25 protein-coding genes and 1 tRNA gene are annotated in these 26,087 nt (G+C 51.4%); 13 read left to right on the top strand and 13 right to left on the bottom strand.

Features of this window, described 5'->3' with window-relative positions; all coding sequences use genetic code 11:
* Positions 1-106: 106 nt before the first annotated feature.
* From ychF to Q7T66_RS09055, 8 genes are all read right to left on the bottom strand, one after another.
* Positions 107-1,198: a redox-regulated ATPase YchF gene (ychF, locus tag Q7T66_RS09090; protein WP_304933017.1), complete on the bottom strand. Its 1,092-nt coding sequence runs from the start codon at positions 1,196-1,198 to the stop codon at positions 107-109.
* A gap of 167 nt (positions 1,199-1,365) precedes the next feature.
* On the bottom strand, positions 1,366-1,956 hold the full coding sequence (gene pth / locus Q7T66_RS09085) for an aminoacyl-tRNA hydrolase (RefSeq protein ID WP_304933016.1): 591 nt from the start codon (positions 1,954-1,956) through the stop codon (positions 1,366-1,368).
* A 123-nt stretch (positions 1,957-2,079) separates the two neighbouring features.
* Positions 2,080-2,703 carry a 50S ribosomal protein L25/general stress protein Ctc gene (locus Q7T66_RS09080; protein ID WP_304933015.1) on the bottom strand — a complete coding sequence of 208 codons (624 nt, stop codon included), beginning with the start codon at positions 2,701-2,703 and terminating at the stop codon, positions 2,080-2,082.
* 200 nt (positions 2,704-2,903) lie between these two features.
* Positions 2,904-3,857, bottom strand: a complete 954-nt coding sequence (locus Q7T66_RS09075; RefSeq protein ID WP_304933014.1) for a ribose-phosphate pyrophosphokinase — start codon at positions 3,855-3,857, stop codon at positions 2,904-2,906.
* A gap of 110 nt (positions 3,858-3,967) precedes the next feature.
* A tRNA-Gln gene (locus Q7T66_RS09070) sits at positions 3,968-4,044 on the bottom strand.
* Between the two features lie 86 nt (positions 4,045-4,130).
* Positions 4,131-4,994: a 4-(cytidine 5'-diphospho)-2-C-methyl-D-erythritol kinase gene (ispE, locus tag Q7T66_RS09065; protein WP_304933013.1), complete on the bottom strand. Its 864-nt coding sequence runs from the start codon at positions 4,992-4,994 to the stop codon at positions 4,131-4,133.
* Between the two features lie 45 nt (positions 4,995-5,039).
* Positions 5,040-5,678, bottom strand: coding sequence for a lipoprotein insertase outer membrane protein LolB (gene lolB / locus Q7T66_RS09060; RefSeq protein WP_304933012.1), 639 nt, complete (start codon positions 5,676-5,678; stop codon positions 5,040-5,042).
* Positions 5,679-5,908: 230 nt separating this feature from the next.
* On the bottom strand, positions 5,909-7,717 hold the full coding sequence (locus tag Q7T66_RS09055; protein WP_304933011.1) for a tetratricopeptide repeat protein: 1,809 nt from the start codon (positions 7,715-7,717) through the stop codon (positions 5,909-5,911).
* Between the two features lie 112 nt (positions 7,718-7,829).
* Here Q7T66_RS09055 and mutM point away from each other — a divergent pair, with 112 nt between their 5' ends.
* From mutM to mutY, 3 genes are all read left to right on the top strand, one after another.
* Positions 7,830-8,651 (top strand): bifunctional DNA-formamidopyrimidine glycosylase/DNA-(apurinic or apyrimidinic site) lyase, encoded by an 822-nt coding sequence (gene mutM / locus Q7T66_RS09050; RefSeq protein WP_304933010.1) that lies wholly within the window; start codon positions 7,830-7,832, stop codon positions 8,649-8,651.
* Between the two features lie 79 nt (positions 8,652-8,730).
* Positions 8,731-10,671 (top strand): dynamin family protein, encoded by a 1,941-nt coding sequence (locus Q7T66_RS09045; protein ID WP_304933009.1) that lies wholly within the window; start codon positions 8,731-8,733, stop codon positions 10,669-10,671.
* Positions 10,672-11,862, top strand: a complete 1,191-nt coding sequence (gene mutY, locus Q7T66_RS09040) for an A/G-specific adenine glycosylase (protein ID WP_304933008.1) — start codon at positions 10,672-10,674, stop codon at positions 11,860-11,862. It begins immediately after the preceding gene.
* A gap of 8 nt (positions 11,863-11,870) precedes the next feature.
* Here mutY and Q7T66_RS09035 read toward each other — a convergent pair whose 3' ends face one another.
* From Q7T66_RS09035 to Q7T66_RS09020, 4 genes are all read right to left on the bottom strand, one after another.
* On the bottom strand, positions 11,871-12,494 hold the full coding sequence (locus Q7T66_RS09035) for an LON peptidase substrate-binding domain-containing protein (RefSeq protein ID WP_304933007.1): 624 nt from the start codon (positions 12,492-12,494) through the stop codon (positions 11,871-11,873).
* A 72-nt stretch (positions 12,495-12,566) separates the two neighbouring features.
* Positions 12,567-13,430, bottom strand: coding sequence for an RNase adapter RapZ (gene rapZ, locus Q7T66_RS09030; RefSeq protein ID WP_304933006.1), 864 nt, complete (start codon positions 13,428-13,430; stop codon positions 12,567-12,569).
* 145 nt (positions 13,431-13,575) lie between these two features.
* Positions 13,576-14,514, bottom strand: coding sequence for an HPr(Ser) kinase/phosphatase (gene hprK / locus Q7T66_RS09025; protein WP_304933005.1), 939 nt, complete (start codon positions 14,512-14,514; stop codon positions 13,576-13,578).
* 78 nt (positions 14,515-14,592) lie between these two features.
* The gene (locus tag Q7T66_RS09020) at positions 14,593-15,066 is read right to left on the bottom strand and encodes a PTS sugar transporter subunit IIA (RefSeq protein WP_304933004.1); all 474 of its coding nucleotides are present in this window, start codon (positions 15,064-15,066) and stop codon (positions 14,593-14,595) included.
* A 481-nt stretch (positions 15,067-15,547) separates the two neighbouring features.
* On the opposite strand from Q7T66_RS09020, the gene Q7T66_RS09015 reads away from it, so the two are divergent.
* From Q7T66_RS09015 to Q7T66_RS08975, 9 genes are all read left to right on the top strand, one after another.
* Positions 15,548-16,351 carry a 1-acyl-sn-glycerol-3-phosphate acyltransferase gene (locus tag Q7T66_RS09015; protein WP_304933003.1) on the top strand — a complete coding sequence of 268 codons (804 nt, stop codon included), beginning with the start codon at positions 15,548-15,550 and terminating at the stop codon, positions 16,349-16,351.
* A 21-nt stretch (positions 16,352-16,372) separates the two neighbouring features.
* A complete protein-coding gene (locus Q7T66_RS09010; protein ID WP_304933002.1) occupies positions 16,373-17,131 on the top strand; it encodes a glycosyltransferase family 2 protein in 759 nt (252 codons plus the stop codon).
* Positions 17,132-17,216: 85 nt separating this feature from the next.
* Complete coding sequence (locus tag Q7T66_RS09005; protein ID WP_304933001.1) at positions 17,217-17,885, top strand: hypothetical protein; 669 nt, start codon at positions 17,217-17,219, stop codon at positions 17,883-17,885.
* Between the two features lie 72 nt (positions 17,886-17,957).
* Entirely contained in the window at positions 17,958-18,869 is a 912-nt protein-coding gene (locus Q7T66_RS09000; RefSeq protein WP_304933000.1) for an acyl-CoA synthetase, read from the top strand.
* Positions 18,866-20,512: an NAD(P)/FAD-dependent oxidoreductase gene (locus tag Q7T66_RS08995; RefSeq protein ID WP_304932999.1), complete on the top strand. Its 1,647-nt coding sequence runs from the start codon at positions 18,866-18,868 to the stop codon at positions 20,510-20,512. The genes Q7T66_RS09000 and Q7T66_RS08995 overlap by 4 nt, the downstream gene beginning before the upstream one ends.
* A gap of 26 nt (positions 20,513-20,538) precedes the next feature.
* Positions 20,539-21,339 carry a polysaccharide deacetylase family protein gene (locus tag Q7T66_RS08990; RefSeq protein WP_304932998.1) on the top strand — a complete coding sequence of 267 codons (801 nt, stop codon included), beginning with the start codon at positions 20,539-20,541 and terminating at the stop codon, positions 21,337-21,339.
* Between the two features lie 64 nt (positions 21,340-21,403).
* Positions 21,404-22,594 carry a beta-ketoacyl-[acyl-carrier-protein] synthase family protein gene (locus tag Q7T66_RS08985; RefSeq protein WP_304932997.1) on the top strand — a complete coding sequence of 397 codons (1,191 nt, stop codon included), beginning with the start codon at positions 21,404-21,406 and terminating at the stop codon, positions 22,592-22,594.
* The gene (locus Q7T66_RS08980) at positions 22,591-23,397 is read left to right on the top strand and encodes a beta-ketoacyl synthase chain length factor (protein WP_304932996.1); all 807 of its coding nucleotides are present in this window, start codon (positions 22,591-22,593) and stop codon (positions 23,395-23,397) included. Before Q7T66_RS08985 ends, Q7T66_RS08980 begins: the two co-directional genes overlap by 4 nt.
* A gap of 65 nt (positions 23,398-23,462) precedes the next feature.
* Positions 23,463-24,086 carry a hypothetical protein gene (locus tag Q7T66_RS08975; protein ID WP_304932995.1) on the top strand — a complete coding sequence of 208 codons (624 nt, stop codon included), beginning with the start codon at positions 23,463-23,465 and terminating at the stop codon, positions 24,084-24,086.
* An 85-nt stretch (positions 24,087-24,171) separates the two neighbouring features.
* Here the strand turns inward: Q7T66_RS08975 and Q7T66_RS08970 are convergent, their stop codons facing one another.
* Positions 24,172-25,167 (bottom strand): hypothetical protein, encoded by a 996-nt coding sequence (locus Q7T66_RS08970; RefSeq protein ID WP_304932994.1) that lies wholly within the window; start codon positions 25,165-25,167, stop codon positions 24,172-24,174.
* Between the two features lie 172 nt (positions 25,168-25,339).
* Here Q7T66_RS08970 and Q7T66_RS08965 point away from each other — a divergent pair, with 172 nt between their 5' ends.
* A complete protein-coding gene (locus Q7T66_RS08965; RefSeq protein ID WP_304932993.1) occupies positions 25,340-26,041 on the top strand; it encodes an alpha/beta hydrolase in 702 nt (233 codons plus the stop codon).
* The last annotated feature ends 46 nt before the right edge of the window (positions 26,042-26,087 follow it).

The raw sequence follows: 26,087 nt of genomic DNA, 5'->3' as shown, positions 1-26,087 counted from the left end.
GTTTCGATGCATCGAAACCAGCGGCAATGCCGGATAAGACCGGGTGTTTGATAATGCTATCAAATCTGGCTTTAAGCGGGATTTAATAGCAGTTTTATAGCGCTAATTAAACGTTAAACAGGAAATTCAACACGTCACCATCCTTGACGACATATTCCTTACCTTCAGCGCGCATCTTGCCTGCTTCTTTCGCGCCTTGCTCGCCTTTGAACTTGATGAAATCTTCATACGCAATCGTTTGTGCGCGGATGTAGCCGCGTTCGAAATCGGTATGAATCACGCCTGCTGCTTGCGGGCCGGTATCGCCGACATGGATAGTCCATGCGCGTACTTCTTTTACGCCAGCGGTGAAATAGCTTTGCAAACCGAGCAATGAAAAACCAGCGCGGATCAAACGATCGAGGCCTGGTTCTTCCATGCCCATGTCAGCCAGGAATTCTTTTTTGTCTGCATCTTCCAGCTCGGCGATTTCTGATTCGATCGCAGCGCAGATCGCAACGACAGGTGCGTTTTGCGATTTGGCATACGCGGTCAATTGATCCAGCAAAGGATTATTGGTGAAACCGGAATCCGATACGTTACCGACGTACATTGCAGGTTTGGCAGTGATCAGGCACAGCGGCTTGATCAGTTCCATCTCTTCTTTATCGAGGCCCATGGCGCGCACTGGCTTGGCTTCGTTCAGGTGCGGCATGATGCGTTCCAGGATTTCGACCAGCTTGCTTGCATCCTTGTCGCCGGAACGAGCTTTTTTGTTTTCGCGATGGATCGCTTTTTCTACTGTGCCCATGTCGGCCAGTGCGAGTTCGGTCTGGATGACTTCGATATCGTCTAGCGGATTGATCTTGCCGGCGACGTGAATCACGTTGTCGTCTTCAAAGCAGCGCACGACGTTGACGATCGCGTCGGTTTCGCGAATGTGCGCGAGGAACTGATTGCCCAGGCCTTCACCTTTGGATGCACCTGCAACCAAGCCGGCGATATCGACGAATTCGACGGTCGCTGGCAGGATGCGTTCAGGTTTGACGATTTCTGCCAGCGCTTGCAAACGTGGATCAGGTACTTCGACCATGCCGACGTTAGGCTCGATCGTGCAGAACGGATAGTTCTCAGCTGGGATGCCGGCTTTGGTGAGCGCATTGAAGAGGGTAGATTTGCCGACGTTAGGCAGGCCGACGATGCCGCATTTGAGACTCATGATGTTGTGCTTTGCTGAGAGATGAATTAACCCGCTATTTTACCGTAGCGAGCGGGGTATGCCGTGTTTGGCGGATGACTAGTTGAAGGCTATGCACATTGAGCAGGATTTTGAGATGAATATTGCGATTCATCTCGCTCACAATTTACGTAGTTTTCGAATGCTGATTATTTTTCGACAGTGTGCAATTTCATTGCGGCCGCATTGAAATTGCCTTCGCATAGCAGCGGAATGATCGACAAGCTTTTCGCAATTGCTTCATCGATCAAGGGTTGTTCTTCCTTGCGTGGTCTGTGCAAAACGAAATCAACTACCGGCTGATTCAAGTTCAAGGTGCGCGGATGACCTATGCCTATGCGCAGGCGCCAGTAGTCTTGCGTGCCGAGCGCTGCGGTAATGTCTTTCAAGCCATTGTGGCCGCCGGATGAACCGCCTTTTTTAAGCTTGGCGACGCCGGGTGGAATATCGAGTTCATCGTGCGCCACCAGAATTTCCTCCGGCAGGATTTTATAAAAGCGCGCCAGTGCACCGACCGATAGACCGGAGCGATTCATGAAGGTTTGCGGTTCCAGCAGCCAGACTTCTTGTCCCGCGATAGCCGTTTTTGCGGCGAGCGCATTGTATTTTGATTCGCGCGATAAATTGCAGCGCGGCGTACTGCGCGCAAGTTCATCGACTAACCAAAAGCCGGCGTTGTGGCGGGTTTGTTCGTATTCCTGGCCGGGATTGCCGAGACCGACGATAAGGCGAATAGGCATGGCGTTGTGAAAATTGGAAAACCTGATTATCGGGGATGAAGACGTCTTGTGTCCGTCTGCATCATAAAAAAACCCGCCACGAAGGCGGGTTTTTCAATCGCCGGCAAGCCGGCAATCATAAGATTACTTCTTGTCAGCAGGAGCTGCAGCAGCGTCAGCAGCAGGTGCCGCTTCTTCAACTTTACCAGCTGGAACTGCAGCAGTAGCGATCGTTGGGTTGTCTTCACCACCGTGGATCACTGCAACAACGCCTTTTGGCAATTTGATGTCAGCCAAGTGGATCGAGTGACCAACTTCCAGTGCTGCCAAATCAACTTCAACGAATTCTGGCAAATCAGCTGGCAAGCAGGTGATGTCCAATTCAGTTGTGACGTGGCTGATGATGCCGGCCGACAGTTTGACTGCTGGCGATACATCTGCATTGATGAAATGCAAAGGCACTTTAACGTGAATCTTTTGTTTAGCATCGACGCGTTGGAAATCAGCGTGCAAAACGAGTTGTTTGTATGCGTGGACTTGGAAGTCGCGCAACAAAACTTTTTCAACTTTGCCATCGACTTCGAGGTCGAGGATCGACGAATGGAACGCTTCTTTTTTCAAAGCATGGTACAGCGCGTTGTGGTCGAGCGAGATATTGACCGGTGCAGCTGTGCCACCATAAACGATACCAGGTGTGAGGCCTGCAATGCGCTGGCGGCGGCTCGCTCCGGTCCCCAGGTCATTACGTGCGAATGCGACTACTTTCATGATGAACTCCAAATATGCAGAATGAAAAATCATCCTGCGGTTAAATCCCCCGCGACCAGGGGATTTGAAAAGTGGAGTAGTAGATTACTCAACTAAGTAACTCAGTTACGTAAATCAACTACACCGGGTTTTGGATATCGGCGAAACAGCAATTCGTCGGCATCCTTGCCTGCGCCTAAGCACAGGGTTCAACGTTCTTCTTATGCGTCGGCGAACAGGGACATAACCGAATCGCCAGTACTGATGCGCTTGAATGTTTCAGCCAGCAAAGGCGCGCAAGTCAGTACACGGATCTTAGGGCATGCACGTGCAGCAGCGCTCAGCGGAATCGTGTCGGTAACGACCAGTTCATCCAGTGGCGAATCGGTGATGCGTTCGATCGCAGGGCCAGACAAAACCGGATGCGTACAGTAGGCAATCACTTTTTTCGCGCCGCGTTCTTTCAATACTTCGGCTGCTTTTGTCAGCGTGCCAGCGGTATCGACCATGTCATCCATGATCACGCAGTTACGGCCTTCGACTTCACCGATGATGTTCATTACTTCCGACACGTTCGCTTTAGGGCGACGTTTGTCGATGATGGCCAAATCACAGTTCAGGCGTTTTGCCAATGCACGGGCGCGAACCACGCCGCCGACGTCAGGCGAAACAACCAGCAGATCGTCATAATTTTTTGCGACCAGATCGCTCAACAAAATCGGCGATGCGTAAATATTGTCGACCGGAATATCGAAGAAGCCTTGAATTTGATCTGCATGCAGATCCATGATCAAGACGCGTTCGACACCGGATTCTTGCAACATGTTAGCGACGACTTTTGCCGAAATCGCAACACGCGCTGAACGTGGGCGGCGATCTTGACGCGCATAACCGTAGTAAGGAATCGCTGCGGTGATGCGGCCAGCCGATGCGCGTTTCAGTGCATCGACCATCAACATGATTTCCATCAGGTTGTCGTTGGTTGGTGCGCAAGTCGATTGCAATACGAAAACGTCTTTACCGCGGACGTTTTCGTTAATCTCAACAACAATTTCGCCGTCGGAGAATTTGGAGACTACAGCTTTACCAAGCGGAAGGCCAAGATGCTTGGCAACTCCCAAAGCCAGATCCGGATTTGCGTTGCCGGTAAAAACCATCAGGTTTTCGAGTGCCATGGAAATTCCCGCTACAAAGTTGAATGACAGTAAAAAGCTGGAAAGCCGCCAAAGCCTGACGGTGACGTCTTGCGTTGGCGGCTATTGTTTTTTCTTGCTATAGATATGAATGGCAGGGGAAGAAGGATTCGAACCTTCGAATGCTGGAATCAAAATCCAGTGCCTTAACCAACTTGGCGATTCCCCTACGCAACCTTTGTGTCTTTCGCATAATCTTCGCTAAGTTAGCGGCGGATAGTGCGAACTACGAATTCTGACTTTACGATTCCTGCATTACCCTTGCGCTAAATAAGCGAGCGGATGATGCGTGATCGCTTTGGCTTTCCAGGCTTTCCATTGCGGCGGTACTGTTGCCAGTACTGCATCAGCTTGATGTTCTTCCTCAAACGGGCAAAACACACAAGCGCCGGAACCTGTCATTCTCGCATCTCCGAATTGTTTCAGCCATTTGATGGCATCGGCAATCGGTGGGAACAAGTTTGCAGCCACGACTTGCAGGTCGTTTTTACCGAAGCTTTCTTGAGCTCCGGAAAAGTCCGATATTTTGACGGGTTTCGTATCCCTTGTCAATTCCGCTGAGGAAAATATCTGTTGTGTTGGAACCGATACACCAGGTTCGATAACAATAAACCAGTTTTCCGGCGTTTTTACCGCGACCAAAGCCTCACCGATTCCCTCGGCAAATGCATTTTGACCGAATAGAAAAAACGGTACATCCGCACCTAATTGCAGACCGAGCGCCATTAATTCGGTGCGCGTCAGGCCGGTTTGCCACAAATGATTCAATGCCAACAACGCAGTGGCCGCATCGGATGAGCCGCCACCCAGACCGCCGCCCATGGGAAGATTTTTTTCAACGGCGATCTCTGCGCCTACGCGCTTGCCTTGTTTTTTTGCTTCAGCTTGCAACAGACGTGCAGCGCGCACGACGAGATCGCTTTCGGCTGGAACGCCTGCCAATTCCGTGCTGCGATGAATAAGATCATCGTCACGTACGGCGAAGTGCAGCACATCGCCTTTGTCGATCAACTGAAATACGCTTTGCAGCAAATGATAGCCATCTGCCCGTCGACCGGTGACGTGCAAAAAAAGATTCAGCTTGGCCGGTGCCGGGCAGTTATTGAGTGTGCGATCCATATTCTTGTGCGGATGTTGAGCGGCCTTAGCTAATAGAAAACGCGCTTATTGTGCCTGCCATTTGTCGAGCACGATGCGGATCATGACTTTGCCAGCCTGTTCAGTTTGGCGCGTCAGGTCTATACGTTTCGGGCGACTTTGCGCTGGTGTTTGATTATCGTCTTCCCAGCTCATGTACTGAATGTTCCAGCCGTCACGTGTCACGACTTTCGTATTCGTCGTAGTCGCGATAAAGGCTTTGTTACTTGCATCGGTCGCGAATCCTTGCAGCCAATTCCGCAAGCCGGAAACCGGCAAAGGCCAGCCGAGTGCCTGCTCCGCAAGCGTATCCACATCCGCCGCGCTGCGTGGCGCCTGGCCCGATTGCGTCAAGGTGGCAACGCCGGGTTTGACGTCTATGGTCGCGAGGATTTGTCCCAGCGGCGACAGGATGGTGATGGTGCTGCTGTCCTTGCTTTGCTTCCAAGTAAAGCTGGCGTGTATCGCTTCATCTTTTTCATTTTTTTGATACAGCACAGATAAACGGCCATCCAGATCCAATGTCTCTTTATAAGTGCGTTGGCTCGTGCTCGGTTCTATGTTGTCGATTGGTGTGACCGTCGCGCAACCACTCAATAACAGTGAACAGAATGCGATGGAACCGGCAATTTTGCGGATGAACTTCTTTGTATTTTGTTGAGGCATAGCGTCAGATAAATAAATAGGTATCGCAGGTGTGAAATGTTCGCAGCAATTTAATCAATGGATGTGCGGCGACTGTCTGCGCCTGCACCAAGCAATCGATTGTAAACGAGTGCATGTGCGACGTGACATGCCAAAAATGAAAATCGGGATTTGACCAAGACATTTGTCAAATCCCGAATGGATGTAAGGCTGGATACAGTTAGTAATTAAGGCTTCAATTCAGCCTTGAATCAAAGCTTAATCTTCAGACGCGCCAAAGTGCTTTTCAATAAATCGTTTTGCGGATCTTTTTGGTTAGCATCGCGCAGCAATTGTTGGGCTGCATCTTTCTCGCCTTTGATCCACAGCACTTCACCGAGATGCACGCCGATTTCTACATCGGGACGAATCGCGTAGGCGCGACGCAGAAAGTCTTCAGCTTCCATCAATTTGCCCAGACGGAAATAAATCCAGCCCATGCTATCCATGATGAACGGATCTTCCGGTGCCAGTTTGGAAGCCTTGTCGATCAGCGTATAGGCTTCCTGTAAATGGATATTGCGTTCGGCGAATGAATAGCCGAGCGCGTTATACGCATGTTGATTGTTAGGTGCGAGTTTGATGATTTTGCGTAAAGCGTTTTCCATCAAGTCGAAGCGATTGGCTTTTTCTGCCAGCATTGCATAGTCGTACAACAAGCCGGTATCGTCAGGAAAACGCTCTAAACCTTTGGCCAAAACAGCAAGGCCTTCCGGAACACGATTGGCATCGCGCAATAATTGCGCATCGGCCACCATGATTTGAATCTGTTCACGTTGACCTTCCGGTTTCAAGTGACTGAGCAAATTACGTGCGCCACTCAAGTCGCCAGTGTTGGCCATGATTTGCGCGCTTCTTACTTGCGCTTCGAAGTAAGCCGGGCCAGGTTCAACTTGCGCCAGCCATTTAAGTGCGGCAGGGAAGTCTTTACGATCTTCGGCGATTTGCGAAAGGATCAACAAGGCTTGTACCGGATCGCGCTCATCGTCAGGATTCGCTTCCAGTTCCTTCAAATATGCGCCCAGATATTTTTCAGCAGTATCTCTATCGTTCATTTGCGCGCCCAGAATCCCCATCGCGTACATGATGGTCAAATCCTTGGGTTGGTCCTTGAGCAAAATCTCGAACTGATTACGCGCTTCATCATATTGCTTGTCGTCGATCAGGATTTTTGCGTAAGCGGTGCGAACGTCGCGCGATTTCGGATAATTTTTTAGAAAACCGGACAGTGTCTGCAATGCTTCCTCGCGGCCAGCCGCGGATTGGGCTTGCATCAAGACTGCGATTTCCAGATCGGGTTTGATGGCGAGCGCTTTACCTGCCTCAAGGCGCGCACGTGGCAGATCGCCTTTTGCGAACGCTGCTTGCGCCAGTGCGATGTGGGTTTCTACCAAGCCTTGATAAGGCGCGGTCAATTCTTCCTGCAAGGTAAATGCTGCGTCCTTGTCCTTCGTGCGTCCCAGTAAGCGTTGAATTTGCAGAATCAACAAACCGCGCGCTTGCGGTGTAACTTCTTGCAGGCGTTCTACAAAAATCGGTTTGGCTTCAGTCAGATTTTCGCCCAATACAACCAGGCCGAGATAAAACTGATTGGCTTCATCCGAGTGCGGTGCCAGTTCGCGCCACAGTCTGACGGCTGATAGTGCTTCGCCAGTTTGTTTCACGTTGAGAGCAATTTCCGCGGCGCGACGTGCAAGACGCGGATCACGGGTTTCTTGTGCTGCCACCAGCATCGTCACATAAGCCAATTGCCAGTCGCCGCGTTGGTAAGCCAATTCCGCGCGCAACAGCTTGAAGAGCAAATCCTCGGACATATCTAATGTCGGTAAAGGATCTTCTTGCGCGTCGCCGACCGCTTTCTTGCCGGCAGGCTGATTGATTGTGGCGGCAGATTTCTGACCTTCTTTGGCAGCTAGTTGCAAAGGCTGCAATGCTTTGAAGGGCGCTAATGGCTGAGCTTGCAGGTTTGTACCGGCAGATAACAGGACGGACAGCGTTACAATAACGAGAGCATTTTTCAATTGAAGTCCAAGCAAATCGAGCAGGTTTTTATTCTACGCTTAACCGTTGCCGAATGTGCGCTGCAACGAGCCGCTATAGACGCCATCGAGCTACCAAGGAAGTTTTTTCGTCATGCCTGAATTACCTGAAGTTGAAGTAACCCGTCGTGGAGTCGCGCCGCATCTGGAAGGCCAACTGGTTACAGGCGTCGAATTGCGACGCGAAGGTTTGCGCTGGCCGTTCCCGGCGGACTTGTCAAAAATATTGGCTGGTCAAACGGTGCGAACTACCGGACGGCGCGGCAAATATCTATTGATTCATTTTGATCATGGCACTTTGATCATTCATCTCGGCATGTCCGGACATATTCGGATACTGCCGGCCGGTGTGCCGTCACAAAAGCATGATCACTTCGACATGGCTGTCGGTAATCAAGTGTTGCGCCTGACCGATCCTCGCCGCTTTGGCGCAGTGTTGTGGCATGCGAAGGAAGAGGGCGCAGTAGAAAATCATCTATTGCTGCGCGCTTTGGGCGTCGAGCCGCTGGAAGACTTGTTCAGCGCAGCTTGGCTGTATAAGCAAACGCGCGGCCGTACGTCAGCGATCAAGCAAGTGTTGCTGGCGGGAGACATTGTGGTCGGCGTCGGAAATATTTATGCATCGGAAAGTTTGTTCCAGGCGCGTATCAATCCGAAGACGCCCGCGCATCGAATTGGCCTGCAACGCTACGAACGTTTGGCGCAGGCGATACGCGAAATTCTGGCGGCCGCTATCGAGCAGGGCGGTAGTACGCTGAAGGATTTCATAGGCGTCAACGGCCAATCTGGTTACTTCCAGCAAAACTATTTCACCTATGCGCGTGCCGGCCAACCTTGCCGTATTTGCAATGCGCCGATTAAACAAATCGTGCAAGGCCAGCGCTCGACCTTCTACTGTCCAAATTGTCAAAAGTGAAGACAGATGCTAGTGTCGCTTTGTAGCAGGCAGGCTCCAACGATGTGCTTTGCATAACAACACCAAAAACGAGGTCCATGTGAGTAATCTGGTGCAAAAATTTCAGCAATACAGCAGCTGGCGCGATGACGTCAAGAATTCGCTGCTGCGTTATCGCGATTGCGTGAATGTCACTGATTTATCAGATGGAGCCAGCGATCAGCGCTTCATGAATATGCTGGCGCGCCTGAATGAAGACAAATTATCGATTGCCTTTGTCGCTGAATTTTCGCGCGGCAAATCAGAGCTGATCAATGCCATCTTCTTTGCCGATTACGGCCAGCGTATTTTGCCGACGTCGGCTGGCCGCACCACCATGTGCCCGACCGAATTGCTGTACGACGAAACCTTTCCGCCATCGATACGTCTGCTGCCTATCGAGACGCGCGCCGAGGCGCAATCGACCAGTGATTTCAAATCACAGAGTCAAGTCTGGACTGTGCTGCCGCTGGATACCTCATCCGGCGACGGCATGCTGGAAGCATTCAAACAAGTCAGTCTGACCAAACGCGTGCCGGCTGAAGAAGCGGCGCAATATGGTTTGTATGACGAAACAGATCTCGACATGGCGATGGGCGTGGACGAAAACGGCATGGTCGAAATATCGCAATGGCGGCATGCGATCGTCAATTTTCCGCATCCATTGTTGCAGCAGGGTTTGGTCATCATCGATACGCCTGGTTTGAATGCGATCGGTACTGAACCTGAGCTGACTCTGAATCTGATTCCAAACGCGCATGCGGTGCTGTTTATTCTCGCTGCAGATACTGGCGTGACCAAAAGCGATATCGAAATCTGGCGCAATCACATAGGCGGCACAGGCGCAGGTCGCTTGGTTGTGTTGAATAAAATCGACAGCATGTGGGATGAGTTGCGTTCGCCGGCCGAGGTTGAAGAACAAATCAATAAGCAGGTCAGTAATGTGGCGCAAACGCTGGGCATCGCGGAGCGCCAGATATTCCCTGTGTCAGCGCAAAAAGGGCTGGTCGGAAAAATCAATCTGGATGCGCCCTTATTGGCGAAGAGTCGTTTGCCAACATTGGAAAGTGCCTTGTCCAACGAGCTGCTGCCAGCCAAGCAGGACATTATTCGCGAACAGTTGATTACTGAAGTCAAAGAGCTGGCCGCTTCCAAACAAGCCTTGCTATCGTCGCGCTCGCGCAATGTGGTCGAGCAGTTGCTCGAACTGAAAAGCTTGCGTGGCAAAAATCAAAATATTCTCGACCATATGATGAAGCGCATCGACATGGAAAAGACGGAATTTGACGGCAGCCTGTTTAAATTGCAGGCAACGCGTTCAGTGTTTACGCGTTTGTCGAATGAAGTATTTACCCATCTTGGCATGGGCGTTTTGAAAGAAAATATTCGCCAGACACGCGACGCAATGGAAAACAGCAGATTCTCTGCAGGTTTGCGTACGGCAGTAAAAGAATTCTTCCATCAAGCACTGACTAATCTGAATCGTTCTGCGCAGAAAACCGATGAAATCGGCGAGATGATGTCTGTCATGTATCGTAAGTTTTCGACCGAGCATGGTTTGGCGTTGTCCACGCCTATGCCGTTTTCTCTCGAAAAATACATGAAAGAAATCGACATGATCGAAAAGCTGTACCACAAGCAATTCGGTGCAGCGACCATCCTGACCACGCCGCAAGTCGTGTTGATGCAAAAGTTTTTCGACTCTATCGCATCACGCGTCAAACAAAGTTTTCTGCAAGCCAACCGCGATGTCGAAGCTTGGTTGAAAGTAGTGATGGCGCCGCTGGAAGCGCAAATCGGCGAGCATAAACTGCAACTGAAACGTCGTCGAAAATCGATAGAAAAAATCCATCTGGCAACCGACAGCCTGGAAGAAAAAGTACAGGCATTTGAACAAATGCAAGCCGAGCTCGAAGCGCAGAAAACCGAATTGAAGCGTTTGGAAAATGAATTGAAAACTGCGATTCTGGCGCAGTTGGGTTTGTATAAAGTAGCGGCCTAGATGAAACGTGTAGTCAATGAGCAGCAAGCTGTTGCAGGTTCTTCAGATCAAAAAGCAAATGTAAAAAAGGATGCTGCAAAGGATGTACTTGCAGCGAATTTAACCGATCCATCTTTTTCAAAAGATGTGATTGATTGGCAAAAGCAGCACGGACGTCATGCCTTGCCTTGGCAAAATACGCGCGATGCTTATCGTGTCTGGTTGTCCGAGATCATGTTGCAGCAGACGCAGGTTGCGGCTGTGATCCCTTACTACCAACGCTTCCTGCAAACTTTCCCGACCGTAGAATCGCTGGCTACAGCGCCGTCCGAAGAAGTGATGGCGCATTGGAGCGGGCTCGGCTATTACTCACGCGCGCGCAATCTGCATAAATGTGCGCAGGCGATTGTCGCGCAACACGGCGGCATATTTCCCAGCGATCCTGCCGTGCTTGAGGAGTTGCCCGGCATTGGCCGCTCGACTGCGGCGGCGATCGCAGCATTTTCCTACGGCACGCGTGCGGCAATTCTGGACGGTAACGTCAAGCGCGTATTTGCGCGGGTGTTTGGCGTCGAACGCTATCCCGGTGAAAAAGCTGTAGAGAATGAAATGTGGTTGCGCGCAGTTGCCTTGCTTCCTGCAACTGGTGTGGAAGCGTACACGCAAGGTTTGATGGATTTGGGCGCGACTTTGTGTACGCGTAATCGACCATCGTGCAATCGCTGCCCGCTGGCGCAGCGCTGCGTTGCATATGCGACCGGTAGAACCAACGAACTACCGATACGCAAACCGAAAAAAACTGTGCCGGAAAAATCGATAGCGATGTTGTTGATTATTGATGATGATCAGATCTTGCTGGAGCAGCGTCCGGACAAAGGCATTTGGGGCGGTTTGTTGTCCTTGCCGGAAATGGATGCGGCGCTAGAACCAGGTAATGCAGATTTTGATATCGCAGTGACTCGTGCAACCGCAGTATTTGGCGTGCCTGCTTCAGTGGAAAAACTGACAGAGTTTTCGCATACCTTCACGCACTTCAAATTGCATATCACGCCATATCGAATTAATTTGTCACGTCGTTTGCAAAGCGCCGGACAAACTACTCAGAACTGGTATCCATTAAGCAGAATGGCGGTTGCGCCTTTGCCTGCACCTATCAAGAAATTGTTGCTTGCGCTGATAGGCGAGCCGGATCTGTTATCTAATCTAGCTTGAGTAAGACTTTAGATAATCTGATGCTGTTGCAGATACTGATACACAATCGTCAAACGAATTTGCGGATCATCCAATTCCAGTAATTTTTGCTTCGCCTTTAACGGTATCGGCAATATTTCACTCCACCGATTAGCGACCCAGCCAGCATCATTCAACTGCAATTTTTTTGCAAATGGATTTTCAAAATCCGCTCCATGTTCAGCGCGTCCCGTGTTGTTGATATCGTGGATCACGAGTTCCAGCGTGTTGGCGCAGGCCGCATGTTCCTTCTTTATTCCACTGGCGATGTTGTCCAATATTTCAACGCGTGCTTCCAGATGTTGATCTTTGTGCGTACGGATTTCTAGGATACGAAAACGTGAGCCACCTTGCGTACGCAACAGCAGCACACCGAGTTGTGGCGCGTCCCAGTTGGTAATGACCGCCAGACAACCGACGTTTTCCGGTTCTGCAGCCGTGCCAATTTCTTGCCCCGATTTGATCAAGACAACGCCAAATGGCGCATCCTTTTTCATGCAATCGCGCACCATGTCTATGTAGCGCGTTTCAAAAATTTTGAGAGGCAGTATGCCGTCAGGGAAAAGGACGGTGTTGAGGGGGAACAGCGGAAGCCAGTTTTCGTTTTCAGGCATGATGAAAATGGAGCAAGGTAGAGTTTGCGTATTTACTTGTACAAGTAAATACAACGCAGATTTTTCATTGCATCAATCGAGTTCGCGATGACGCACCAATACGTGTTCAGCCGGACGGAAATATTGCGCGAGTTGCTCAACGATATAAACCGACCTATGTTGACCTCCGGTGCAACCAATCGCGACCGTCAGATAGCTGCGGTTATCTTGCTTGAAGGCCGGCAGCCATTTTTCGACAAAGCCGCGAATATCAGCGATTAATTCAGTAGCATCGGTTTGCGCCTGCAGAAAAGCTTGCACTGGCGCGTCGCGGCCAGTCAGCGGACGTAAAGTGGCGTCGTAATGTGGATTCGGTAATACGCGCACATCGAATACCAGATCGGCATCGAGCGGCACACCAAATTTAAAAGCAAATGATTCGAACAGCAAAGTCAGCGGCGAATGTTCACTGGCTACCAAGCCCTTGATCCATGCCCGTAATTTGTTGGCGCTCATGCCTGAGGTGTCGATGACGTGACCAATTTCTTCGATGTCGGCCAGCATTTCGCGTTCTTCGCGTATGCATTCGGTCAAGGTGCTGGGGCCAGCGGTATTTTGCGGGCTAAAGACGCGATGTGAAAGTGGATGACTGCGGCGTGTTTCAGAAAACCGAGCGATCAGCGAATCAGTTTTTGCAGTCAGGAACAGAACTTTTACCTCGTGACCTTGCTCGCGCAGCCAGATGATATCTGTAGGCAGACTGAGCAGAGAACTTGCGCTGCGCGCATCCACTGCGACGGCCAGCGTGTCGGTATGTTCTTGTATGCAGGTGGCAACCAGCGCGCGTAATAAATTTGGAGGCAGGTTGTCGACGCAAAAATAACCCGCGTCTTCGAGAACTTTGAGCCCGACAGATTTGCCGGAGCCGGAGATGCCTGTGATGAGAATAATCCGCATGGCGTCAATCATACCGCAAGCGGCGATGAGCTACACGACAGCGGCAAGAGCTTTGTGGAATTTAGAAAATTGACTATAGCTGTTGATGATGAGTCGCAGAGAAAAACATGGGTGACGCGGACTACAGTGGTTTTTAAGCCGACCGTTAGTCGTCGCTTTCCATCGCTTTTTGCTGGCGCAGCATGAAGTCTTTTAGCGTGTCGATGCCACGTAACTGCAAGATCGTATTGCGTACCGCCGCTTCTAGCAAAACCGCCAAATTTCGACCGGCTTCAACGGGAATCACTACTTTGCGTATCGGCAGGCCGAGAATTTCTTCACTTTGCGCGAGCGGCAAGCGTTCGTAATTTTCTTCCAGCGTAGTACGGCGCACCAGATGCACGATCAGCTTGAGTCGCATTTTGCGACGGACTGCAGTTTCGCCAAAGATGGTGCGGATATCGAGCAAACCGAGGCCGCGTACTTCCAGTAAATTTTGCAGCAACGGCGGGCAACGACCTTCAATCATGTGCGGTGCAATGCGGGCAAATTCCACTGCGTCATCTGCTACCAGACCATGATTGCGCGAAATTAATTCGAGGCCGAGTTCGCTTTTACCCAAACCCGATTCGCCTGTGATCAATACGCCGACGCCGAGCACATCCATGAACACGCCGTGCATTGTGATGCGTTGCGCCAGTTTTTTGGAAAGATAAACGCGCAGGTAATCGATGACTTGCGCAGCGGGCAGCGGTGTCGAGAACAGCGGAATATTTTTCTCATCACAGATCGCCATGATGTCTTCCGGTGTGTCCAGACCTTGCGCAATGATGAATGCTGGCGGTTCTCCCGCAACCAGTTCTGCACCTTGATAGGCGCGCGAGGCTGCAGAAAGACGTTTGTAGTATTCGATTTCCTGATGACCGAAAATCTGGATACGGCCAGGATGAATCAGATTTAAATGTCCGACCTGATCGGCGGCAGAAGTCGCATCGCCGGAAATCAATCGCTCGCCACCGGGAAATCCGGCGAACCAACCCAACTGCAGCGATTCACGGTTGTCGTCGTAGAGTTGCTGGATAGTGAGCGGGGTCGGTAATGGCATGGTGTGCGTAAGTACTTGGACTAAGTGGCGGAAACCAGAGACGAAAACAGATGCGCGCCGTACGAACCGGGCGACAGCTTAGTTTGAACTTTGCAGGCTAGGTTGCCAAGTGATCAAACGTGCATGCACAGCAGCCGCATCTTCGGTCGTCGACAGCAAGGTGCGGAAAGCTTCATCGGAAAACATTTCTGCCAGTTCTGACAGGATTTCCAGATGCTGTTGCGTGACGTTGTCGGGGATCAGCAGAAAAATCAGCAGGTTGACCGGCTGTCCGTCTGGTGACTCAAAAGGGATAGGTTGGGCCAGGCGAACAAATGCTGCCAGTGGCGCTTTCAATCCCTTGATACGGCCGTGTGGAACCGCAACGCCGTGACCGAGGCCGGTCGAGCCCAGACGTTCGCGCGCGAACAGGTTCTCGGAGACGACCGAACGGGCGATGCCGCAATTATTTTCAAAAATCAAACCGACCTGCTCAAATGTACGTTTTTTGCTGGAGACATCTAAGTCGAGCACGACATTGCTGGGAGGGAGAATCTGGCTTAAATGGTTCATTACACGATGCACAAGAAAGGGCTCTGGCAAGAATTATAGGCCTATTTTTTTGCGATAGGGCCAGATTGGCGGAACGCAAGCCGGTGTCGCGCTGGATTGTTGTGCAATAGCCCCATTCTGTTTCACGGCGCTTGCTTTTGTCTCCAGATTGCTTCCTAAGGTCGCCGCTGAAGTGATGAAACGCAGTTCATCGAGCGATGCGCTCGTACATGATATTGCTATTTCAATTTCGCTTGTCAATCCCATAACCATGCAGATTTTACAAAAGCGTGGATATCACAACACACAGTCGTCCGCAGCTCTGAAATGCGAAGGTAATCGCGATCATTCACGCTATAATTTTCACTCGATCAATCTAACATCTGCAAGCTGTCGGTATGCTTCTGCACGGATAGGGTGATGCAAGAGATTTAAAGCGATGCGCGGAAATTAGCGCATCTTTACGAGAGCAAGACCCGATAGTGTTTTTGAATTTCACGACATGATGCACCTGTTAAAAAAACGACTTCAGAATGCGCATAATTTCCTGATCCTTCTGTTTGGACTGTTGCTGCTGGGCGCCGTCATGATTGCCGGTTCGATCGGACTGCTTCTGTATTCACTGGTCTTGCCGTCTGATCAGCGCAAGCAGAATGCACGCAATGCGATTACACATACGTTTCGCATGTATTTCAGTGTCTTGCAGTCATTGAATATCCTTCATCTGGATCTTTCCGAAATTGATGCCTTGCTGAACGACCGCGGCATCATCCTCGCCTGTAATCATCCCTCGCTGCTGGACGCTTTGTTGATTACGTCACGTCTGTCCAATGTGGTGTGCATCATGAAAGAGCAGGTTCTGAAGAACGTGTTATTTGGGCATGGCGCAAAAATGGCCGGTTACATTCCGAATAAATCGATACGCGATATCGTGAATATCGCAGGACAAGAACTGAGTATCGGCAGCCAGTTGCTACTGTTTCCGGAAGGGACGCGTACACGTAATGCAACGGTCAATGAATTCCAGGGAACAGTTGCGGTGATCGCCAAGCGAACCGGCTCCGATGTTCAGACAATATTGATCGAATCCGATTCCGGATTTTTAGGCAAGGGCTGGCCCATTTATCGGGTGCCGGAATTTCCTGTCCATTTTCGCGTGCGCGTCGGGCGACGTTTTTCCCCGACATCGAACGTCAAAAACCTGATCGCCGAGATGCAGGAATATTTTGAGCAAGAGTTGTCTACCGCGCGACAACCTGCAAGCACCGAACCCAATTGCTGCGCATCGATTGAAGCGCAACATTAATCATTTTCAGGATTTTTCTTCATGCAAGTTTCTTCAACGCATCTGGTGCTGATCCCGAGCTACAACCCGGGCAGTACCGTTTATGCAACCGTGCAGTCGGCCAGGCAGCAGTGGAATCCGGTGTGGGTCGTCGTCGATGGTAGTACCGACGGATCTGCCGCTGAATTGCAGCGTATGGCAGAGCAGGATGACGGTTTGCATGTCGTGTTGTTGCCGAAGAATGGCGGCAAAGGCGCGGCAGTTTTGCGCGGGATGGAGCTGGCCGCACAGCAGGGTTACACGCATATTCTGACGATGGATTCGGATGGCCAGCATGACGCGACAATGATTCCGCTCTTCATGGAAAAATCGATCGCGAGTCCTGCAGCGATGGTGCTCGGCGTACCGGTATTCGATGCCAGCGCACCCAGCTTGCGGGTTAAGGGACGCAAGATTTCGAACTGGTGGGCCAATCTGGAAACCTGCTGGGCTGGCATAGGCGATTCGTTGTTTGGCTTTCGCGTCTACCCGATCGGACCGTTGGTGGACATCATGCGTTCGCATCACTGGATGCGACGTTTTGATTTCGATCCGGAAGCAGTGGTGCGCCTATGCTGGTATGGCGTCAAGCCCATCAATGTGCCGGCCAAGGTCAAGTACCTTAATGCTGATGAAGGTGGCGTCTCCCACTTCAACTACTGGCGCGACAACAAGCTGCTGACATGGATGCATACACGGCTATTTTTTGGTTTTCTTGTTCGGCTGCCGATTCTGCTTGCGCGCAAACTGACTGCGCGATGATCCCGTGCCGAACTGCCATCAAACAGTTTTTCACGCAGGTTTTTGCTGCTCACCAACAACGATGATTTTGTAAAGCGAAGTAGCCATGCCGTTTGTAAAAACACTGTTATTCGTTGCCGCAATCATCGTCTATGTATCGCTGAGTCACGTCGCCCTGATGGTGCAGGACGCACAAAGCATCTGGCGGCAGATTGCTGTCTTCATGCTGGTGGTGCCGATTATTGGTATCGCCGCTTGGGGCACGGCTGCGGCGCTGAAGCAAGTCATCAGCAATGCCATGGTGAGGCTGGTGGCAGGACTGACGGTAGGTGTGGTGCTGACGTGCATCACGATCGCATTATGGTCGACGCTGCTGGTACGGCTGGACTGGATTTATCTGATTCAGCATATCGCCTGCAATACGATGCTGTGCTGGTTTTTTGCGCAGACGTTGCTTGTGGGACGTACACCAATCATTACTACTCTGGCTCGTACGATACATCCAGACATGCCGGATGATGTGGTGCGCTATACGCGTACCGTAACTGCTGCATGGGCCATTTTCTTCGCCATGCAGTTGCTGGTTTCGTTGCTGATTTTTTATGTGGCGTCGATCGAAACATGGTCGGTATTTGCCAATATTCTGAACTGGCCGCTGGTTATCCTGATGTTTGTCGGAGAATATTTCTGCAGGAAACGGGTCAATCCCGATTTCAAGCATGCGACGATCAAGGAAAGCGTGTCCGCTTATTTCAATAGCAAAAACAAGGTCTGAAACCTTCTCGTCTATATAATCCGGCGCTTGAAAATATCAGTAAAAATGTCACTACAAGGGAAAACAAATTTTATGTCGCAGGACTGGACTGAAAAGAAGGAGCGCGGCTCCATCGGGCTGCTGCGCTTCATGGTGAAGATGGCAACCTTGTTTGGCAGACGTGCGACGCGCCTGTTGCTGTATCCGATTTCACTGTATTTTTTTATTGTGGTCGCCGATTCGCGCAAGGCGTCGGCAGCGTATCTATCGCGTGTGCTTGGCCGCAAGCCGCGCTGGCACGAAATATTCAAACACTTCCTTGTTTTCGCGGGTGTTCTGCTGGATCGTGTTTATTTTCTACTCAATCGCGCTGATTTATTCGACATCCAAGTGTTGCGCGATGATTACGAAGACCAGACCGATGCAGAGCGTGCAGGAGGAGTTTTTGTCATGGGCGCTCACATGGGTAGTTTTGAGGCGGTCAGGTTGGTGTCCCGCAAGCGGGAAGAGCTCAAACTTGTATTGCTGATGTATGAAGAAAATGCGCGCAAGATCGGTGCGCTAATGGCTGCGATTAATCCGCAAGCACAGCAGGAAATTGTCCCTTTGGGAAACTTAAGTGCCATGTTGACGGTCAAGGACAGGTTGGCAGAAGGCGGCATCATCGGCATTCTGGCCGATCGTACGCTTGGTCATGAACGTAACTTCCCGATTACCTTCTTGGGTGAAACCGCATATTTTGCAGTGGGGCCGTTCCGGATGGCCGCCATGATGCGCAGGCCGGTGTTCCTGATGGTCGGTATGTATCGCGGCGGTAATCGATATGAAATCAATATTGAGAAAATTGCCGATTTCAGCGATGACGAAAACGGTGAGCGTCGCAATTCGCAGCAGGCAATTGATGCCGCGATCATTGCGTATGTAGGTCGGCTGGAACATTTTGCCCGCCTCGCACCGTATAACTGGTTCAATTTTTACGATTTTTGGCAAGGAAATGCACGATGACTGATATCACCAATTCCCGGCAGTATGATGTCGTCATCATGGGTGGGGGATTGGCTGGTCTGACGCTGTCCTTGCAACTCAAGAAGCGCTTTAGCGATCTGTCGATTCTCGTCATCGAGCGTCGTTCCCATCCTGTGCCACTGGCAGCGCACAAGGTCGGTGAATCATCGGTCGAAATTGGCGCCCATTATTTTGATACTGTGCTCGGCCTCAAGGAGCACATGCAAACCGAGCAGCTGAAAAAATTCGGCTTCCGTTTTTTCTTTTCCGAAGGACGTCGCGATTTCGACAAGGTCACAGAACTCGGCGGCAGCAAAATCCTGCCGACGTTTACGTATCAGATTGATCGCGGCATTTTTGAAAACAAGTTGGCGAATCTGGCTTTGGATGCAGGCGTACAGTTTGTCGACGACGCCGTGATTCGCCAGTTTTCGATCGGAGAAGGCGATGCCTTGCATCAGGTCAATTACGAATCCGACAAACAGACGGTGCATGCGAGTGCGCGCTGGTTGATTGATGCATCGGGTCGCGCCGGACTTATCAAACGCAAACTCGATCTGGCCCAAGAAAATGGCCATAACGCGGGCGCGGTCTGGTTCCGTATCGGCAGCCGCATCGACATTCACGATTGGTCTGAAGACAAGGACTGGTTGGAATCCTGCAATCCGCCGAATCGCTGGCTGTCCACCAACCACCTGGTCGGTGAAGGCTACTGGGTATGGTTGATTCCACTGGCATCCGGCTCGCATTCGGTCGGCATCGTGGCAGATGCCACCATGCATCCAGTTGAAAACATGAATACCTTCGAAAAGGCGATGGACTGGCTGAAGATTCATCAGCCGCGCCTGTTCGATCATCTGGAAGGTGAGCGCGACAAGCTGCAGGATTTCGCCTTCTTCAAACGCTTTTCATATGGTTGCAAGCAGGTCTTCTCGGGCGATAACCGCTGGGCATTGACTGGCGAAGCAGGCCTGTTCCTTGATCCGTTCTATTCGCCCGGTAGCGACTTCATCGCGATAGGTAATACTTACATCACCGAACTGATTGCGCATGACCGCAACAAGGCGCCGGTGGCGATGTATGCCGATTTTTATCAGCAAATTTTCTTTTCGATGTATGAGACCACGCTGTCGGTCTATGTAGATCAATACGCGCTGTTTGGTGATCCTGAAGTATTGCCGCACAAGGTGTCGTGGGATTACGCTTATTACTGGGGCATCATGTGCCCGTTGTTTATCCAGAATCGTCTAGTCGACGTGTCGACCATGGGACGTCTGCACAAGCCGCTGATGCAAGTTCAAAAAATCAATATCGCCATGCAGAATTTTTTCCGTGCATGGGGCAAGGTCAGCCAGAAGCGCAATCCGTCACAGCTGCTGGACCAGACCGAGATCGACTGGTTTTCCGAATTGAATCGCGGCTTGAAGGATCAGCTGGATGACGCCGGTTTCGCGCAGCGCATGGCAGATAATTTCCTCTTGTTGCAGCAACTGGCGGATGCAATGCTTGCACGCGCATGCGGCGAGCATCATGGCCTTGCCACGTCGGCAGAGGGCGTGGAATTGAAGCGCGTACTCGATGACATGTTGCAGGCGCCATATGGCGGCAAGGCGCCTATGCTGTTCTCCAACGCAGCCTATTGAATAGAGATAACGTGAACGATGCAACCATGATCAGGCCTGCAAAGTGGCAGCCCAGCAGTTTTATCAAGGCATCCGCTGCCATTCATGTAGGCGCAGCTGCGTCGACATTGTTGTGGCCAGAAACGGTTTTCGTTTGTATTGCAGCGCTGATTGCTAATCACGTTGTGTTAACGGCAGCCGGACTATGGCCCAAGAGTACTTTGCTGGGACCGAATACCCTGCGCCTGCCCGGTGGGCGCCGCGAGATTGCACTGACCATCGACGATGGCCCTGATCCAGAGATCACGCCGCAGGTGCTGGATGTATTGAAAGAGCATGGCATAAAGGCCACGTTCTTCTGCATTGCCACCAAGGTCAAAAATCATCCAGAACTGGCGCGCAGAATGATCGCGGAAGGTCATCACATCGAAAATCACAGCATGGTGCACCGGCATTATTTTTCCATCCTCGGATTGAATGGCATCAAAAAGGAACTTGCTGCCGCTCAACAGGTCATTGAAGAGGTAACAGGAAGAAAGCCGCTATTTTTCCGCGCACCTGCCGGTTTACGAAATCCTTTTCTTGATCCAGTGTTACACCAGCTCGACCTTCGACTAGTCAGCTGGACCCGTCGTGGATTCGATACGCGGGTAGGTGATGCGCAGAAAGTGGCGCAGCGTTTGCTGAAAAATGCCGGTCCCGGGGATATTTTGCTGCTCCATGATGGCAATGCGGCACCAGGTAGTGATGGCCGTCCTGTGATTCTGGATGTGCTGCCGCAACTGGTCGCGGCATACACGAAACAGAATCTGCAGTTCGTTAGGCTGGAAGAAGGTATGCGCGGTTGAATCGCGCTGCCGAAATTTGAGTTCGTTGAATTATTGAGTAATTACATGCAATCGATAAGATCCCATGCAAACCCTTGAACTAAAAAAATACACATTAAGCACCTGCCTGGGTTTGGGCCTGGAGGCTAACTGGAAGAAATTATCGACTCAGCAGGGAGGATTAAAGCCTTGCGATTTCGAGACAGTCGACTTGCCCACTTTCATCGGCGAAGTGGATGGCGTGGACGATGTGCTCCTGCCGAAAAACTTGTCGAGATTCGATTGCCGTAATAACCGCCTTGCCCATCTAGCCTTGCAGCAGGATGGTTTTGTCGATGCTGTCAACGATGCCATCGCACAGTACGGTTCGGATCGGGTTGGTCTTTTTCTCGGCACCAGTACCTCTGGCATCTTGCAGACGGAGCTGGCATATCGACAGCGTCAGCAGGATGGCGCGCTGCCAGCCGATTTTCATTACGCCGAAACACATAATACTTATTCTGTCGCAGCCTATGTCAGTGCCTTTCTTGGCCTGACCGGTCCGGCGTTGACGGTTTCATCGGCATGTTCTTCCAGTGCCAAGGTATTCGGCAATGCTGCTCGCATGATAGAAGCCGGATTGATCGATGCCGCGGTCGTGGGTGGTGTGGACAGCTTGTGTCTGACGACGCTTTACGGTTTCAATTCCCTGCAATTGCTGGCACCGACGCCAGCGCAACCGTATGGCGAAGGACGCAATGGCATATCGATTGCTGAGGGCGCGGCCTTCGTTTTGCTGAGCAAGCCAACATCGTTGTCGGCTGCCGGTACGATCCTGTTGCACGGCGTCGGCGAATCCAGCGATGCGCATCACATGTCATCGCCGCATCCGGAAGGCATGGGCGCACAAATGGCCATGAAGGCGGCGCTTGCTGCGGCCGGGATTCAGCCGGATCAGATTGGCTATATCAATCTGCATGGCACTGCTACACCAAGTAATGATGCGGCAGAGGGTAAAGCGGTTCACGCTGTATTCGGCAATAGCACCGCGTGCAGCTCTACCAAGGGCGCAACCGGCCATACGCTGGGTGCAGCGGGCGGCGTCGAGGCCATCATTTGCGTGATGGCGATGCAGCACGGCGTGACGCCAGCAGGGATCAACACTACCAAGGTGGATAGCGCGCTGGATGTCGATTACGTGCTGGCCAATCGAGCCGGCTCCATTCATTACGCAGTCAATAATTCATTCGGCTTTGGCGGTTCCAACTGCAGCCTGGTGTTGGGAATCGTGTCATGAGCGTCAAGGTCTATATCGAAGCGATAGGTGCAATCGGTCCTGGTGCCAACAACTGGCCGGAATGGCGCAGCATTTTGCGCAAGGAAGTTGCCTATCAGCCTGCGCGCACTGTCAATCCTGTATTGAATGTATTGCCTAGTGCCGAACGCCGTCGCGTCGGTATCGGCGTCAAGATCGCGCTGGCCAGCGGACTCGAAGCGTTGGCTGCCGCCGGCATCGATCCGAGCAGCATGACGACAGTATTTTGCTCGTCTGGTGGCGACGGTGAAAACTGTCATCTCATCTGCGAAGCACTTGCCAGCAGCGATCGCATGATTTCGCCGACACGTTTTCATAATTCCGTGCATAACGCACCGTCGGGTTATTGGGGGATTGCGAGCGGCGCGATGCTGCCATCAACCAGCCTGTGTGCCTATGACGCGGGCTTTGCCGTTGGTTTGCTGGAAGCCGCAGTGCAGTGCTCTGTCGAAAAGCGGCCGGTTTTGCTGGTGGTCTACGATACGCCTTATCCGGAACCTATTCATGGTGTGCGCCCTGTCGCTGACCAGTTCGCCATCAGCATTTTGCTGACGCCTGATGTGACACAAGGCAGCATCACCGCCATCGATGTCAGTCTGGAAAAAACACCTTCGACCACGATGGAAAGCAGCGAGCTGGAAAACGTTCGTGTCGGCATTCCCGCTGCGCGCGGGTTACCGTTGATGCAGGTCTTGGCGCAACTTCCGGAGCAGGCCGCGGCTGCGGATATTTATCTGGAATATGTCAATCAACAGTCGCTTCGCGTAAAATTTGTCGCAGCTTGAGCATGCTGGCAGCGTATTCATGCCGACCACATGCCAATTTTTAAATGATTGAAGGGGAGAGAATAATGAAAAAACTGATCACGGTTGCGGCCGTCATAGTGTTGCTTGCCGGTTGTGAAACCATGCAGAAGAAGGAAGCCGCGCCAGCACCCGAAGTCAAGGCGACTCCCGCCCCAGCGCCAGTTGTAGCGGCGCCAGCCAAGCCGGCTGCGCCACAGAAAAAACTTGGTCCAAAGGCACAAGCCAAAAAAGATGCGGAAGATCGCAAGGCAGCGCAGCAAGCTGCAGCAGCCGAGAAAAAAGCACAGCAGGAAGCTGCATCGGCACCAACTCCAGCACCAGCCACTGCTTCAAACGGCAAACCGCAAGAAGTCAAAGGTATCAACGACTGGTCCGGCCAGATTATCGGCACGCCTGTCAAAGGCAAATTCAGTGGTCTCAAGATCGGCATGGGCTTGAACGAAGTCATCAGTATTGCCGGTACCCCGACCGATACCAATTCACACATCACAGGCAAAGCCTGGATCCCTTTCTATTTTGGATCGGGCCGCTATGAAACGATCTTTTATTACAAGGGCGTGGGTCGCCTGACTTTCTCCGGTGGCGCGGGTGCGTATGCGATAGGCGTGAATGATGGCAGCGGCCTGACCGTAATTGAATACGACAAAACTGAACGCGGCTTTCAATAATTGAAATGTGCGTTTTAAAAGCGCAAAAAAGCCGGTGAATTTTATGTTCACCGGCTTTTTTTACATCTGAAGCAAGAAGGAAGGTTTAGCTCAGCTCTGCCGATCCTTCAATTTCTACCAACAGATCTGATCGACAAATATCAGCCTGCACGTACGCCGCTTTTAAATTCGGGCCAATGCGGCGCTCCATAATATTTTTGATTGCGGGCAGATCCGTAGGATGGCGGATGTAGACGATGTAATCGAGGCTAGCCAGTTCAAACTGCTTGCCGGTTTTTCGGCATGCCTCATCCAGTACGGCTTCCACGTTGGTGAGGGATTCTTCTGTTTGAGCGGCGACATCATTTGGATGCAAAGTCTCATGGCCGACGATACTCGCCGTGCCTGACAGGAAAAACAGACTCGCATCTCCCAGCGGTGCCACACTTGCGCGCGAAAATAGTGGGCTGCGCGGCCCGTATTGCACAGGGTAATCGTAGGCACTGACTTGTCGCGGATTCTCGATTGGCAGTGAAGGCGTACGTCCAGCCAGGAAAGCAATCGTCAGCGGTCCCTTGCTGGCACCCAGCGCGCAAGCTGCCGGAACGTTGCCTGCGCGTTCTTTTTCCTTGGCGGAAAATGCCTGCTGGCGTCCCAGATTGAATTGGCGATAACGTTCCAGCTCATGACTCACGCTATTGATGTCCGCCATGTAATTCCAGAAGCGCAGTACAAACGGAAAATCATGCGAGTCCAGCAGGGCGAAGATTTGTTCGTAGGCAGACCGGCTGGCAGCCTGCAGTGGCGAACTTTCAGCAGAGCTGGCAAAGCGGGCTTCGTCGAGCGTAACGACACCGAACAAAAGATGTTCATTGAAGCGATAGCAAATATCGCCTTCGACTTGTGTGGTGAGCGCATTGTCGGCATGAAACATTTCAAATAGATGGGTCTGTCCATCCAGTACCGGCATCATGATTTGCATGGCGGTGCCTGAAGCAATCAAGGCTTCAGGAATGTCAGGGACAAAGCAAAGCGTGCCCAATACGCCGGAAAGATCGTGCGGCAATTGTGCGGATGTGTTGCAGTAGGAGACCTTAAGCATGCAAATGATGTCTCACGGTTGGTTGCGGATAAAAGTATGTTGCAAAGATGTTTATGCGGTCGGCAATTTTGGTTAGACACGACCTTGCGATTATTGTTGCCTTGTATAATAAAAACCAATGAAAAATGTCAGCTTAGCAGCTTGTCTCTCATCTCTACTTCTTACTGCGTGCATGTCTACAGGGATCGTTAAAAGCAAGCTGGATGTTATTGAGGATGCCGCGTCTTGTAAAGCGCCAGCCGAGGTATTAATAGTTTTATTGCCCGGTGCATACGACACGCCTGCTGATTTTGTGAAGCAAGGATTCGTACGGGCATTACGTGAACGGCAGATTGCCGCCGACCTAGTGATTGCCGATACACATATGGGCTACTATCCGGAGGGATTGGTGGTGCAGCGTTTGCACGACGACATCGTTGCCCCAGCGCGTAAAAAAGGTTATCGGCAGATATGGATGACCGGTATTTCTCTTGGTGGCTACGGTTCGCTGCTGTATGCGAAAGAACATGGTGCTGACATAGACGGCATGTTTCTGATGGCGCCGTTTTTGGGAAATCGCAGCCTGATTGCGGAAATCGCCAAGACTGGTCTCGCCGATTGGAAGGTCGGTGACATCCCTGCTGCCGATTACGATCGCCTGCTATGGTCTTGGATCAAAGGCTATAGCGATCCAGTCTATGCAGGCAAACCTGATAGACCGCCGCTGTACATTGGATACGGTACCGAAGATCGTTTTGCAGGTAGTAACCAGATTATCGCGAAGGTGTTGCCGGCGGAAAGAGTCACGACCACGGATGGTGGTCATGAATGGCAGCCTTGGCAAAGACTGTGGGCCTCATTTCTTGATCGCTCCGTGTTACCTAGATGTGAGTAACCCAGCAATTCTGCTATTTATAAAATAGTTATTTGTTTCACTAACC

The sequence above is a fragment of the Herminiimonas sp. genome, assembly GCF_030655415.1.
Note: the sequence above shows the minus strand (reverse complement) of the source record. Positions and strands in the feature narration are given on the sequence as shown.